Genomic DNA, 13250 nt, shown 5'->3' on the forward strand with positions numbered 1-13250 from the left:
AATCCGTTCATCCGAACAATCCAATTTTTCTCTTTTAGAACTTAATTTCTGGTTATACTGTCCATCTTCCTGTGATGAGCTATGTCGTTTTACGACACAGTAATCACTATATCCTCCATTGAATTGCTTTTTCAAAAGGTGTCCTTTGAACCGCCAATCTATTTTTTTACCTCTAAACCTTTTTTATGAAAAAGTTTTTACTCTCTTCGGCTTTAATTATGTTAGTTATGGGTGCATTTGCCCAAACAACAACATGCCCCACTGATGCTAAACGAAATAACGGTAATGGCAATTCAAGATGCGATCCGTATGGTGGAGTAGGGGGAACTCTTATAGTTTCATTCCCTAGTGCGCCAAATGCCAATTTGCAGCTCTACCAAATCATTAACAGCCAAACCGGGACAACGTCTACAATAATTGAAGCATCAAAAATTGGCGCATTGAAACCAAATGGTGTTTACGAAATTGAATGGTGTTTTGAAACTGATAATGCAGGCGCATTAACTCAAGGCGGTATTCAATATCAATTTTATATTGATGTGGCTCCATTCGGAGAATGGAATGGTGAACAACTTACACTTTGCACTCAGTCAACTCTTCCTGTAACTCTTGCAAACTTCAATGCAGTTCAACGCAGCAGCAAAGTATCGCTTACATGGGAAACTTTATTTGAATTGAATAACGATGGTTTTGAAATTGAGCGTCGCATCGGTAGTGGTGCTTATCAAAAAATTGCTTTCGTTGATTCAAAAGCTCCGGGTGGCAATGGTGATGCATTCACTTACAGCTTTGAAGATGCAACAAGTCTCCCTAAAGGTGTAACATACTATCGTCTTCGTCAGGTTGATTTTGACGGTCGTGCTACTTACAGCGAAATCAAAGCAGTAAGAACTGGTAATGGTGCAATTGTTCTCTCAGTATATCCTAATCCAAGTCGTGGAACAACTAATGTTGCCCTCCCTTCAGGTGTTGGAACATATGATGTATCACTTGATGACTTTACCGGAAAATCAGTTCAACGTTTCAGCGGTCTTACTACAAGTAATCTCCAGTTGAATAATCTGAAACCAGGTATGTACATGCTGCGTGTAAGCATCCGTGCAACTGGCGAAACGATCACAGAAAGAATTGCGGTGCAATAAAATACGGGACAGGAAAAACCAGATAAGATCAAGACAAATGAAAGCCTCACGCAAGTGAGGCTTTCTGTTTTTTGTTCAAAAAAAATAACAGCGTTCGCTTGCATATATAAATAATCAACTCTACTTTTATGTTCTAATCTATTCTCCATCCTACGAACACCCAACTTCTTTATCTCCAATTTTCAGTACGAATTTTATTTAATTGCTAACTCCAAGCTTCCTTTGAATTATCTGATTCTTGTCAGATAAGTTTCTATTCACCTATATCCCATTGATCAACTTTTTCAACAGGTGTCCTAGTGAAACCCCTCTGATTTTTTAACCTCAAAAACCTTTGTATGAAAAAGTTTTTACAAATTCTGGCTCTTTTAGTTTCAATTCAATTTACCAACAAGGTAACCGCTCAATGTACTGTTACAAATGTTGTTATTGACAATCTAACCTATTCACCAGGTGTTGGCGGAACAAACATAACAATGGATGTTACGTTTACAGCCACAACAAACGGTGGTAATAAGCTGGTTTTCTTTCATGTCTGGAAAGAACTCCAGTATCCTCAGGCCCAAATGCATCCATCTCCTTTTAATTGCACTGGTAATCAAGCCGCCGCTCCGGCTCCTGTTAGAATAAGCGGCGGGAATACTGAAGTCGATGTGCTTGACGATGCATTCCTGAATTATGGATTCAACATTAATGCTGTTTCATCTACAGATTTCTCAACTGCAGGTATTATTACCAGTTACACTGATTATGACAATACGGTAATATTAGATTTTGCTGGTTCTACAATTAAGAAAACAAATATTAACAGTAACAATGACCAAATATCTATTAATAACCTGAGCTTTTTTATTCCTGACTATGACTACCAGGTTGAACCTTTCATTCAGGTACGGGCTTTTAACTGGTCTACAAACGGAACAGGAGGAAAACCTCAATGTTGGGGATGTGGACAAACCTTCACAATCGGCGACCCAATCATTTCAGGATCCATTTCCTGCGCACAACCGGGTGGGGCTACACAGCCGAAGTATAATTTATTTATTGACAGTAAGTACGATGATCCTAACGTTGCCGGGATTCAAACAATTTCAGGTAATTATAGCTTGTATGTGGATGTCAATACAAATGGTATGTTGGAAGAGGGCACCGATTTATTAGTTAAGAGTTCTACTAATTTTACTACTTCATTGGAGGATCCCAACACTCCAGAGACAGAAATTCCATTTGGTTTTAATAGCAGATTTGCCGGAATTGATCTTTCATTTGATTATGTGTTTTCTAACGGAGATCTTAACTCATCAAAGCCAGTATTGGTAAAAGTTGTTGTTACCACTACAGGCTATTTGGGTGCTGGTACTGGCGGAAATTTATCTAACAATTGCGGTGTACTTCCTGTTTCCTTTAAATCATTCAATGCAACACAACGCAGTGGTAAGGCATTCCTGACATGGGAAACTGACCAGGAAAATAATAATGATGGATTTGAAGTTGAAAGACGTTCTGCCGGAAACAGTCAATACCAAAAAATTGGATTTGTAGATTCAAAAGCTCCAGGTGGAACAGGCAGTGCATTTTCATACAGTTTTGATGATAATCAAGCATTGGCAAAAGGGGTAACCTACTATCGTTTGCGTCAGGTTGATCTGGATGGTCGTGCTACTTACAGTGAAGTAAAAGCTGTGCGTACAGGAAATGGTGGATTGCTTACCATTTCTATCTATCCAAATCCAAACCGTGGTACTGCTAATGTAACCATTCCGGAAACTTCAGGTAAAATGGATGTATCATTAGATGATTACACAGGCAAATCAGTTCAACGTTGGAGTGGTATTAGTGTTCGCAATCTTCAATTGAATAACATGCGACCTGGTATTTATATGCTTCGTATAAATTTCCGTGAAACAGGTGAAACTATAACTGAGCGGATTATTGTTCAATAAAATTTCTTTGGACAGGAAAAACCAGATAAAACCGAAGAGAAGAGGCCTCCGAAAGGAGGCCTCTTTATTTTATATAACTGTATGATCACAATCATCCTGTAATTAGTTTATTCAAATGCACGTCATTGTTTTCATCTATCAGCTGTAATACCTTTCTGTAAAATTAACTACATGGAATATTCATTTGTATCTGATGCTGCTCTCTAATCTTCAGCCAGCTCAAAAATGATCGGCATCAACTGGCAGGAGCCGGGCTGAAAATTGTTCATTTTTCAATTTGTATTTTATGAAAAAGTATTTACTCCTGTTATCAGTAGGGATATTTCTTTCAACTTATAACATTCTTCTCGCACAATGCAATGTCACAAACGTAATTGTAAGTAATATTCGAACTTCTCCATCCGGCAACGACAGTTTGTTGTATACGATCGATCTTCAATTTAATGCTACGGTAAATGGCGGCAACAAAGACGTATGGCTTCATATGTGGCGGGAGACTGATTATCCGGCAACAACAATGCAACGATATAATTGCAACGGCCAGCAAAGCACAGCACCTGCACCTTCTACATTTACAGATGCCAATAACAACCTTGATGTATTAGATAAAGCATTTCTCACTTTTGGGTTTGATGATAACGCAATCAGCACAAACGTTCCGGCAACAACAGGTATTTTTACCAATTACCATTATGATGCTGCAGTTACCCCTAACTACCTTGGTGCAACTATTTATAAAATTGCACATAATACCGATCCTAATGTAGACCATGTTTATATTCAGGACCTGTCATTTAAAGTCAGCAACACTGCGCTTGATTTTTTACAGGTTCGGGCATTTAGTTGGTCAACTGTAGGCGATCAACGTCCGCAATGTTGGGGATGTGGTGAAACATTTGTGGTAGGCGACCCTGTTGTATCAGGTTCTGTTAACTGCACATCAACAAGAACATATAATTTAAATATTCAAAGCAAATTTGATGATGTAACTGTTCCCGGTATTGAAACTATTTCAGGCTACTATCGTTTGTATATTGATGTAGACAGAAGTGGGGCAATTAATGAGGGTATTGATATTCTTGCGCAAACAACTACAAACTTCAATACAGGGGTTTTGCCAGGTACAGTTTTGCCGGGATTCAAAAGTGCTTATGTGGGTTCAGTATTATCATTCAACAACTATACATTTCAGAATGGCGACACTAACTCAAATAAGCCGTTGATTGCATTGGTAAACATTACCACTCCCGGTTATCTTGGAGCTGGTGTAACAGGCATTATGAACAACCCATGTACAGTTTTACCTGTTGAAATGTTGAGTTTTAAAGCTCAGCGTGTATTTAATAATGTGAACCTCTCTTGGGAATCTGCACAGGAATTTAATTTCAGTGGATTTGATGTGCAACGAAAAGTTGGGAAAGCTGCATATACAAGTATTGGATTTGTAACAGCCAAAGCAAATGACGGCGGTGGCACCGCTTATTATTTCACTGATGCAGATCTTACTTCAGGAACAAATGTGTTGTACCGCTTGCGGATTGTCGATAAAGATGGTGGATACACTTACAGTGATATCAGAGCTATTCGCAATAATGCTCAGAAAATTGATGTGTCTGTTTATCCTAATCCCAGCAATGGATTCTTTGCAATTGCTGTTCCTGAAGACGCAGGTTTGTATGACGTAATACTAACTGATGTAACCGGAAGGACTTTGAAATCACTGAACGGCTTGCGTAACCAGTCATTACAAATGAATAATCTCAATCCGGGAATATATATTCTAAAGATATGGTTCCGTGAAACAGGCGAAACTATTACAGAAAGAATAGTTGTAAAATAAGTAGTGACGGGGATTGATAACAGCAGCGGGGCTCTCAGAGCCCCGCTTTTTATTTGTAAGATTCTTTTAGTTGTTGAAATGCATCGGCTGCATTGCATGTTACAGCAAGTTTATCCATCACTGCTTCTACCAATGAATCGGGGCAAGAAGCTCCGCTGCTGATGAGAATTTTAACCGGTCGTTTTGCAGGAAAAAAATCTTTCGTAATATATTCTTTCTTGTCATGAAAATTGAAATGCATGATCTCAGTTGAAGAAAGAATCTTGTCTGTACTGTTAATAAAATAGGTGGGGAGTTTTTCTTCACACAACTCAACAAGATGAGTAGTGTTTGAACTGTTATATCCACCAACAATCACCGCAATATCGGCGTCTGTTTCGAGTAATCCTGTTATAGCTGTTTGATTGTCATTGGTAGCATAACAAAGTGTATCTCTTGTATCAGCAAAACGTTCACTTATGTTTTGTGCATTTAAATTGTAATGCTTCATCACAAGAGCTTTCAGATATTCAGCAATGGCTTGTGTATCACTGGCGAGTTGTGTTGTTTGATTTACGACACCAAACCGTTCAAGGTCTTTTGTAATATCAAACCCATTTGAATAAAGTCCTTTAAACTCTTCATAGAACTGTTCAGCTGGTTTTTCACCAGTGATATATTTTCCCAGCTCAATGGTTTCTTTCATGTCATTCACGATCACAGTAGGTGTGTGTGAACTTGCATGCGAAAACGTGGCTCTTGTTTCTTCGTGTTTTGGCTTACCGTGTACAACAATTGAATAACCTTTTCCAGCAATCTGTTCGCTTCGGTTCCATACTTTTTCTACGAAAGGGCAAGTTGTATTATATTTTTCTGTTGCAATACCTTTTGCGTTTAACATCTCTTCAATATCGAGCGTTGTTCCAAAAGCAGGAATGATCACAACATCATCACTCCTGATCTCATCAAATGGAATTAATTGCTTACCGTAAGTATCCTGCAGGAACTGTACACCACGTTCAATAAGTGTCGCATTCACCTGTGGATTGTGGATCATCTCACTCAACAAAAAAATACGTTTGCCTTTGTTTTCTTCAATTGTTTTAAACGCAATCTCAATTGCATTTTCCACGCCATAACAAAAACCGAAATGGCGTGCAAGGTAAAACTGAACCGGTCCCAGATCAAGAAGGGTAGGCGAGAAATCTTTTTTCAGCTTGTCTTGCTCTTTTCGTTTTGCCTTAATGCCTGAGATGAGTTGGCTACGGTAGATATTTGGTACTTCAAACTTTTTCATGTCGTTTTATAACAAGTGCAAAGGTACATGGTTTACCAGTGGGCGAGAGTATTTTGCCCAAGGTTTGATTTTCTATTGCTTACTACAGGCTGTTTGCTGATTGGTTCGTATCATTGAGGCGAATTATAACTACTATGTCCACTGAATTCAGGCCCGCAGCTTGGGTAAGCTCCACGAATATTTATGAAGTGAATCTTCGTCAGTACACGGCTGAAGGTACTTTTCTTGCATTTTCAAAACATCTAACGAGATTAAAAGATATGGGTGTTGAAGTGATCTGGTTCATGCCGGTAACACCAATATCCGTCCATAACAGGAAGGGTACGCTTGGCAGCTACTATGCATGTTCCAGTTACATTGATACAAACCCGGAATTTGGAACGGTCGATGAATTTAAAGCATTAGTGAAATCGATCCATGCATTGGGCATGAAGGTGATCATTGATTGGGTGGCCAACCATACCGGATGGGATCATGAATGGACGATTTCGCATCCGAGGTTTTACACGCAGGATCATGAAGGCAACTTTAAACCACCCGTTGAAAACTGGGAAGATGTCATCCATCTCAATTTTTATAATGCTGCATTACGCAGAGCGATGATCGATGCGATGAAGTTTTGGGTGAATGATTGTGGTATTGATGGCTTCCGTTGCGATATGGCCATGCTGGTACCCGTTGATTTTTGGAAAGAAGCAAGAACTGAATTAGATCAAATCCGTCCTCTTTTCTGGCTGGGCGAATTCGATCAATGGAATGATGAGGCATATGCATATGTATTCGACATCAGCTACACCTGGCATTGGATGCATATATCTGAAGAATTTTACAAGAACCATCGCCGGATGGTTGAATTGGATAAAGCACTCACAGGTTACAAGCAGAAACAACCATCGCATCACTTACATTCTTTCTTCACGAGTAATCATGATGAGAATAGCTGGAATGGCTCTGAATATGAAAAGTATGGTGCAATGGCATTGCCCCTGGCTGTTTTCAGTTGTACGTGGACTGGTGTTCCGTTATTATACAGCGGACAGGAGTTGCCAAATAATAAACGACTGGCATTTTTTGATAAGGATGAGATTGAATGGACGGAACAACCGGTGTTGCATACATTCTATCGAAAGTTACTTGGTCTGCGCAAAGACTATCCATCTTTATTAGGTCATGATGAACATAATATTATTTGGCGAATAGCTACAGATCATCCCGATGAAGTGTTTTGCTTTGTTAGAAAAAACAAAGAACAGGAATTATTAGTGTTGCTGAACTTCTCAGAGAAACCTGTTAATCTCATTTTACATGATCTGCGGGTGAGAGGTGAATTCAGTGATATTTTTTCAACTGATAAAAAAGATGCAGCAGATACATTTACTCTTGAGCCCTGGGGATATAAAGTAATGATCAAATAAAAAAAATCCCTCGTTTAAAACGAGGGATTTTTTTTATGAGTTATCTGCGTTTTTTATTATGGCTCATTACGCAGATCGTTAATTGCATATTGGTAAACTCCTTCATAGCCGGGATATATACCTTCAATGATGATGCTGTTACCTGCATTATCAATTGCTTTCTTAAGATCATCTACAGATTTTACAGCTTTGCCGCCTGCACGAACAATAATAAATCCTTTTTTGATCGTTGTTTGTTCTGCAATTAAACCATCACTTAAGGCCTGTACAACCACACCACCTTCAACGCCGTACTCTTTTGCTTTCTTAGCATCGAGTGTAGTTAACTCAGCACCCAGGCGATCGATCGCAGATGTTTTAACGATCTCAGTATTGCCGCTGCTGTTTTTTAATGTGAGTACAGCTGTTCCTTCTTTACCATTTCTCAGGTAAGTAACATTTATTTTCTGACCTGGACGATAGCTGGCAACAGTACCGGTTAATTCATACCAGGTAGCAACAGTTTTGTTATCGAGTTTAATGATCTTATCACCTTTCTTTAAACCGGCATCTTCAGCGGCACTGTTACTCATTACTTCACCTACAACAACACCATCGCCTTCTTTAATTTGTGAGTCAGTATTTTCATCAGCATTTGCTTCCGGACGAATGCCAAGAAATGCACGTTGTACAGTTCCGAACTTAATTAAGTCATCAACAACTTTCTTCACAATGTTTACAGGAATTGCATAAGAATAACCTGCGTATGTTCCGGTGGGTGAAGCGATTGCTGCGTTAATACCAATCAGCTGCCCGCTCGTATTTACCAATGCGCCACCACTGTTACCTTGGTTTACGGCAGCATCTGTTTGAATAAAGCTTTCAACCACATTTGCATTACGTCCTGCTTTACGTTGATTGATACCAAGGAAACGATACTTGGCACTAACAATACCCGCAGTAACAGTAGTTTCCAATGTTAAAGGATAACCAACTGCTAATACCCACTGACCAAGCTTCACTTCATCAGAATTTCCATAGAGTAAGTAAGGGAAACCACTGCCTTCAATTTTTACAACAGCCAGATCAGTATTTGCATCTGTTGCAACTACTTTTGCTTTGTATTGTTTTTTGTTATGGAGTGTAACAGTTACTTCATCGGCACCATCAACTACGTGATTGTTGGTAACGATATATCCATCTGCAGAAATAAACACACCACTACCACTTGCCATTTGCGGACGATTGCTTTGAGGACCTCCGAAGAAATCATCAAAAAATTCATCACCGAAAATATCTCCAAACGGACTGCGGCGTTTTTGTTGATTATTGGTTTGTGTTGGATTTGTTTTTGTTTTGATATGCACTACTCCCGCAACAGTAGAGTTCGCTGCCGCTTCAAAATCAACCGGACCAGGTGTACCACCTCCATCAAACAAACCTGCGTAGTTAACAGGTAACTGACCTTGACTTTGGGCCACAGAATTAGTCCGTGTGAGTTTTGCATAGAGGAAAACACTTGAGAGAGCTGTAACGGCACTCACAAGTACGGTTACCAGAATGTGTTTTGCTTTCATGTTTATATTTCTTTTTTTATTTTGATTATCAAAGGATGTGCCTTTCGGTTTGTAAAATAACAAAGCTGACATCATTTCAGAACTACCACGAAGCCACATTTAACAAACAGTTATGAAGACCTTCGTAGTTATGCTAAAGTTACAGATTTCTTGTCTTTGAGCTGTAGTAGAAACGTCAAACCTGCTGTCATTTAACGTTACGTTCTGTCATTTGGTATTCATGCAAGCGAGAAGCATGGCACAAAAAAATCCCGTTGGAAAACCAACGGGATGTGGAATAAGCAATTGGTTTATGTTATGGGAAAATGCCAAGCTCAACATAGCTGGTAGCTACTTTGTTGATGGCAACCACATAAGCCGCAGTACGCATATCAGGAATTGAAGGATTTTGTTTCCAGCAATCCATCACTTCGTTTACAGCTGTGATCATGGTTTCTTCCAATCCACTATAAACAAGATCCACTTCATCGGGACCATGTGTGATAATATCTCTGTGTTCTTTCTTTACTTTCTTGCCACTCAGGAATTCCATCTGGCCAAGAATATTGGTGTTCAGATTTTCGGTGAAACGTTTTTCCAAACGGCCATAACGAACATGGCTCAGGTTTTTCAACCATTCGAAATAAGATACCGTTACACCACCGGCATTCAGGAACATATCAGGAACAACCAATACACCTTTTGCTGCAAATACTTCATCAGCATCCGGCGTAAGAGGTCCGTTGGCAGCTTCGCCAATGATCTTTGCTTTAATGCGTGGAGCATTGTCGCCATTAATGACGTTTTCCAAAGCCGCAGGAATTAAAATATCGCAATCAAGCTCTAAAGCATCAGTTGTATTGGTAATAGTTGTAGCGCCCGGGAAATTCACGATCGATCCGGTCTTCTTTCTGAATTCAATCAACTCATCTTCATGCAAACCTTCAGGATTAAACACAGCACCATCATGCTCTGAAATAGCGATGATCTTTGCACCATTCTCTCTGAAAAATTTAGCGGTGTGATAGCCCACGTTTCCGATACCTTGTACAACTACACGCTTGCCTTCAACACCTGTGGTTAAGCCAAGCTTGCTCATCACTTCAGGCATGTTGCATACTTCACGGATACCGTAAAAAACACCGAGACCTGTTGCTTCACGACGGCCTCTTACACCCCCTTGTGTAATTGGCTTACCTGTTACACAACCTGCGGCATCAATTTCGCCGGGGCGAAGAGACGCGTATGTATCAACGATCCAGGCCATTTCACGTTCGCCTGTACCATAGTCAGGAGCAGGTACATCAATACCGGGGCCAATAAAGTTTTTCTTTACAAGCTCTGATGTATAACGACGTGTGATCTTTTCAAGTTCATAAGCAGTGTGGTTGCGGGGGTTGATCTTGATGCCACCTTTAGCACCACCGAACGGAACATTTACAATGGCACACTTATAGGTCATCAATGATGCAAGAGCCATTACCTCATCCTGGTTTACTTCTTCACTGAAACGGATACCACCTTTGCAAGGTGATTTGTGCTGCGAGTGTTGCACACGGTAAGCTTCAATTACTTCAATGCTTCCATCGTCCATTTTAACGGGGAAACGCATTTGGTAAACACTGTTACATTGTTTGATCTGTTCAAGGATACCCTTATCCCATTTTGTAAAAGCGGCAGCTTTATCAAAGCTCTGTTCTACTGCACCGAAGAAACTGTAATTCGTAGTTGACATACAATCGTTTTTTTAATTTAATATATAGCAAGCGTTAATCTTTCTGTTGTTTTTCCAGTTTGCTGAGTTTCCTGTCGATACGGAATACATAGCCAATTAGACCAAATAAGATGATGAGACAAACCACCACCACTACATAAATTTTTCCATTGCTGCGCATGGCATCAGCCATTTCTGCCTGCTCTGTTTGGGCAGCTGCAGAAAATGAGATCAACAGGAGGTTGAGGGTGAGAAGAACAATAGTTGCGAGAACTTTTTTCATTACAAAAGTGATTTATCGGCCAATAACCGGGTTCTGATTTTGAGTGTAGTGATCCAGACAGCTAACAATGTCCAACCAATAACCGCAGGGTAGAATACAATTCGTAAGCGGCTATCAATATCATTAAAGTTGAGTGCAGGATTGCCGCTGTCACTACCCGGTGCACCGGGGTGTAAACTGCCCACTAATCTTGGAATGATCCAGATAGTAGGGAAGAGCATAACAAATGCAAAGACATTATATACTGCCGTTACTCTTGCTTTCTTATCCATGTCAGTAAAACTTCCACGCAAAACAAAATAGGCGCAGTAAATGAGAATGGCGATGCCTGCTCCTAACAACTTTGGTTCTTTGAGAATATTACTGAGCGATTGCCCCTGATCTGTAACCCAGGTATAATTTGCCCAAACTGCACCTGTTGCATAGCCCAGCAAACCAAGGAACGTACCCGTGCCTGCAAACGCCGATGCGTAAATGTCGTGCTTGTATTGTTGCTTACTGAGATACTTAATGCTGTACACAAGACTCACCCCAAACAGTATCATCATCGCAAACCACATACTTACATGAAAGTAGAGGTTGCGAATTGATTCATTTAAAATAAAAAGACGGGGTACATCCATCAAGAAACCACCAACAATGGTGTAAACGAGTAAAATAACTGACGCTATCTTCCACCAGGATTTATGCATATAATCAGCTTTACAAAACAAACACAAACATTTGTTCTGCTTGTTTAAAGTGCGGCAAAGTTAGTGGTTGAATATTAATCTTTCCATAAAAAGGGAAACAAAATCATGCAAAGCGCCAGCACCAGCACGTCGAGTCCGCCCAACAAGAAAACCATTTGAAAAACAGCACCTTCTTTAAAAATTTCACCAAAAGCCGACTTGGAAATACGGATAAGCAATAATAACTGAGGGATAATAACCGGGAATCCCATGATGACCATGATCGCTGCATTTTGATTAGCCCTTGAAGCAATTGCGGCCATCAACGTAAACACAAGGCTCATGCTGATGCCACCAAGGATGGTGATACCAATAAATTCGCCGGCATGTAAAAAAGGGCCACCGAGGAAAAAACTGAATGTGATGAGGCTGAGTAAACTCATTACCAACATCAATAAGATATTATACAACAGCTTTGCAAGAATAAATTCCTGTGCACTGGTAAGGGTATAATAATAAAGCATACGGCCACGACTTTCCTGCAGAAAGCTTTTAGCCACGGCATTAATGCTGATGAACAACATGTTTACCCAAAATAAAGCGTTCCAGGTGCTTCCATCGGGTTCGTTGATGGCCAGGAATAACACATACACCGTACAGGCGATATATAATACAATGCCATAAAAAGTGTACTGCTGTCTTATTTCAAGCAACAGATCTTTTTTAAAGAGTGCAATTATTTTTTTTGAAGAAGCCAATATGAAAGAGATGATTTGTGATTGAATGGTTGTTAACTGCTTTTAAGATGATAACAATGTCTGCACCTGGGCTCGTACTTATCTTTTTCACCGAGTACGACTTGTCCGCCCTCGCTTGAGGTGCGGTAAGAGTAATTGGCAATATTTCCACACACTACACAGATCGCATGCAGCTTGGTTATGTAATCAGCCACAGCAAGTAAGTTGGGCATTTGCCCGAAAGGCTGTGCTTTATAATCCATGTCAAGGCCTGCAACAATAACACGGGCACCACGTAAAGCCAGTTGCTCGCATACATTGGTAATTTCAGGATCAAAGAACTGAGCCTCATCAATGCCAATTACTTCCACATCCTGCGACAGTAACAATATTTTTTGTGAATTATCGATAGGGGTTGATTGAATGGCGTTCTCATCATGCGATACAATTTTTACATCATCATAACGGACATCAACAGCCGGTTTAAATATCTCCACCTTTAGATTGGCAATGCGTGCCCGCTTTAAACGCCGTATAAGTTCTTCTGTTTTTCCACTGAACATGGAGCCACAGATCACTTCAATCCAGCCTCTCCGGTCGCCTTTTATATTCGGTTCAATAAACATTATCAATATTTTATGCCAAACTGTTTGTAACTTAACGGCAAATTTCCAATACCGCCAAAAGTAAGCAC

At 40.0% G+C, this 13250-nt stretch carries 11 protein-coding genes; 4 read left to right on the forward strand and 7 right to left on the reverse strand.

What is annotated here, in order from left to right:
* The first annotated feature begins 185 nt into the window (after positions 1–185).
* The 3 genes from H4075_RS06215 to H4075_RS06225 all read left to right on the forward strand — a co-directional run bounded on the left by H4075_RS06215 (position 186) and on the right by H4075_RS06225 (position 4925).
* Positions 186–1142 carry a T9SS type A sorting domain-containing protein gene (locus H4075_RS06215; protein WP_182805149.1) on the forward strand — a complete coding sequence of 319 codons (957 nt, stop codon included), beginning with the start codon at positions 186–188 and terminating at the stop codon, positions 1140–1142.
* Between the two features lie 338 nt (positions 1143–1480).
* A complete protein-coding gene (locus H4075_RS06220; RefSeq protein WP_182805151.1) occupies positions 1481–3085 on the forward strand; it encodes a T9SS type A sorting domain-containing protein in 1605 nt (534 codons plus the stop codon).
* A gap of 286 nt (positions 3086–3371) precedes the next feature.
* On the forward strand, positions 3372–4925 hold the full coding sequence (locus H4075_RS06225) for a T9SS type A sorting domain-containing protein (RefSeq protein ID WP_182805153.1): 1554 nt from the start codon (positions 3372–3374) through the stop codon (positions 4923–4925).
* A 49-nt stretch (positions 4926–4974) separates the two neighbouring features.
* Here the strand turns inward: H4075_RS06225 and H4075_RS06230 are convergent, their stop codons facing one another.
* Positions 4975–6201: a 4-hydroxy-3-methylbut-2-enyl diphosphate reductase gene (locus H4075_RS06230; RefSeq protein ID WP_182805155.1), complete on the reverse strand. Its 1227-nt coding sequence runs from the start codon at positions 6199–6201 to the stop codon at positions 4975–4977.
* Positions 6202–6335: 134 nt separating this feature from the next.
* On the opposite strand from H4075_RS06230, the gene H4075_RS06235 reads away from it, so the two are divergent.
* Positions 6336–7616, forward strand: coding sequence for an alpha-amylase family glycosyl hydrolase (locus tag H4075_RS06235; RefSeq protein ID WP_182805156.1), 1281 nt, complete (start codon positions 6336–6338; stop codon positions 7614–7616).
* Positions 7617–7672: 56 nt separating this feature from the next.
* Here the strand turns inward: H4075_RS06235 and H4075_RS06240 are convergent, their stop codons facing one another.
* The 6 genes from H4075_RS06240 to H4075_RS06265 form a co-directional block, all read right to left on the reverse strand.
* Entirely contained in the window at positions 7673–9172 is a 1500-nt protein-coding gene (locus H4075_RS06240; protein ID WP_182805158.1) for a trypsin-like peptidase domain-containing protein, read from the reverse strand.
* Between the two features lie 295 nt (positions 9173–9467).
* Positions 9468–10886, reverse strand: coding sequence for a Glu/Leu/Phe/Val family dehydrogenase (locus H4075_RS06245; RefSeq protein ID WP_182805160.1), 1419 nt, complete (start codon positions 10884–10886; stop codon positions 9468–9470).
* Positions 10887–10920: 34 nt separating this feature from the next.
* Positions 10921–11148 (reverse strand): CcmD family protein, encoded by a 228-nt coding sequence (locus tag H4075_RS06250; RefSeq protein ID WP_182805161.1) that lies wholly within the window; start codon positions 11146–11148, stop codon positions 10921–10923.
* Entirely contained in the window at positions 11148–11840 is a 693-nt protein-coding gene (gene ccsA, locus H4075_RS06255; RefSeq protein ID WP_182805163.1) for a cytochrome c biogenesis protein CcsA, read from the reverse strand. The genes H4075_RS06250 and ccsA overlap by 1 nt, the downstream gene beginning before the upstream one ends.
* 74 nt (positions 11841–11914) lie before the next feature.
* Positions 11915–12577, reverse strand: coding sequence for a heme exporter protein CcmB (locus tag H4075_RS06260; RefSeq protein ID WP_182805165.1), 663 nt, complete (start codon positions 12575–12577; stop codon positions 11915–11917).
* 32 nt (positions 12578–12609) lie between these two features.
* On the reverse strand, positions 12610–13182 hold the full coding sequence (locus H4075_RS06265) for a thymidine kinase (RefSeq protein WP_182805167.1): 573 nt from the start codon (positions 13180–13182) through the stop codon (positions 12610–12612).
* Positions 13183–13250: the final 68 nt, after the last annotated feature.

The organism is Lacibacter sediminis (genome assembly GCF_014168535.1).
Taxonomy (GTDB): Bacteria; Bacteroidota; Bacteroidia; order Chitinophagales; family Chitinophagaceae; genus Lacibacter; species Lacibacter sediminis.

Coding starts and splice junctions, on each gene's coding strand:
- H4075_RS06215 (WP_182805149.1), top strand. CDS start 186: ATGAAAAAGTTTTTACTCTCTTCGGCTTTAATTATGTTAGTTATGGGT.
- H4075_RS06220 (WP_182805151.1), top strand. CDS start 1,481: ATGAAAAAGTTTTTACAAATTCTGGCTCTTTTAGTTTCAATTCAATTT.
- H4075_RS06225 (WP_182805153.1), top strand. CDS start 3,372: ATGAAAAAGTATTTACTCCTGTTATCAGTAGGGATATTTCTTTCAACT.
- H4075_RS06230 (WP_182805155.1), bottom strand. CDS start 6,201: ATGAAAAAGTTTGAAGTACCAAATATCTACCGTAGCCAACTCATCTCA.
- H4075_RS06235 (WP_182805156.1), top strand. CDS start 6,336: ATGTCCACTGAATTCAGGCCCGCAGCTTGGGTAAGCTCCACGAATATT.
- H4075_RS06240 (WP_182805158.1), bottom strand. CDS start 9,172: ATGAAAGCAAAACACATTCTGGTAACCGTACTTGTGAGTGCCGTTACA.
- H4075_RS06245 (WP_182805160.1), bottom strand. CDS start 10,886: ATGTCAACTACGAATTACAGTTTCTTCGGTGCAGTAGAACAGAGCTTT.
- H4075_RS06250 (WP_182805161.1), bottom strand. CDS start 11,148: ATGAAAAAAGTTCTCGCAACTATTGTTCTTCTCACCCTCAACCTCCTG.
- ccsA (WP_182805163.1), bottom strand. CDS start 11,840: ATGCATAAATCCTGGTGGAAGATAGCGTCAGTTATTTTACTCGTTTAC.
- H4075_RS06265 (WP_182805167.1), bottom strand. CDS start 13,182: ATGTTTATTGAACCGAATATAAAAGGCGACCGGAGAGGCTGGATTGAA.